Genomic DNA, 839 nt, shown 5'->3' on the forward strand with positions numbered 1-839 from the left:
GCTTACAGAACGCTCCCCTACCACTCATCCTAAGATGAATCCGCAGCTTCGGTGCATAGTTTAGCCCCGTTACATCTTCCGCGCAGACCGACTCGACCAGTGAGCTATTACGCTTTCTTTAAAGGATGGCTGCTTCTAAGCCAACCTCCTGGCTGTCTGGGCCTTTCCACATCGTTTCCCACTTAACTATGACTTTGGGACCTTAGCTGGCGGTCTGGGTTGTTTCCCTCTTCACGACGGACGTTAGCACCCGCCGTGTGTCTCCCGGATAGTACTTTACGGTATTCGGAGTTTGCAAAGGGTTGGTAAGTCGGGATGACCCCCTAGCCTTAACAGTGCTCTACCCCCGTAAGTATTCGTCCGAGGCTCTACCTAAATAGATTTCGGGGAGAACCAGCTATCTCCCGGTTTGATTAGCCTTTCACTCCTAGCCACAGGTCATCCCCTAACTTTTCAACGTTAGTGGGTTCGGTCCTCCAGTTGATGTTACTCAACCTTCAACCTGCCCATGGCTAGATCACCGGGTTTCGGGTCTATACCTTGCAACTATTCGCCCAGTTAAGACTCGGTTTCCCTACGGCTACCCTAATCGGTTAACCTCGCTACAAAATATAAGTCGCTGACCCATTATACAAAAGGTACGCAGTCACCCTCGAAGGGCTCCTACTGCTTGTACGTACACGGTTTCAGGTTCTATTTCACTCCCCTCACAGGGGTTCTTTTCGCCTTTCCCTCACGGTACTGGTTCACTATCGGTCAGTTGGGAGTATTTAGCCTTAGATGATGGTCCACCTATATTCAGTCAAAGTTTCACGTGCTCCGACCTACTCGATTTCACT

Annotated in this window: 1 rRNA gene; it reads right to left on the reverse strand. The window is 50.3% G+C overall.

Annotated elements, in window-relative coordinates:
• A 23S ribosomal RNA gene (locus tag AN393_RS19565) occupies positions 1-839 on the reverse strand; the annotation flags it as partial.

The organism is Pseudoalteromonas sp. P1-25, from assembly GCF_001401805.1.
Lineage (GTDB): Bacteria > Pseudomonadota > Gammaproteobacteria > Enterobacterales > Alteromonadaceae > Pseudoalteromonas.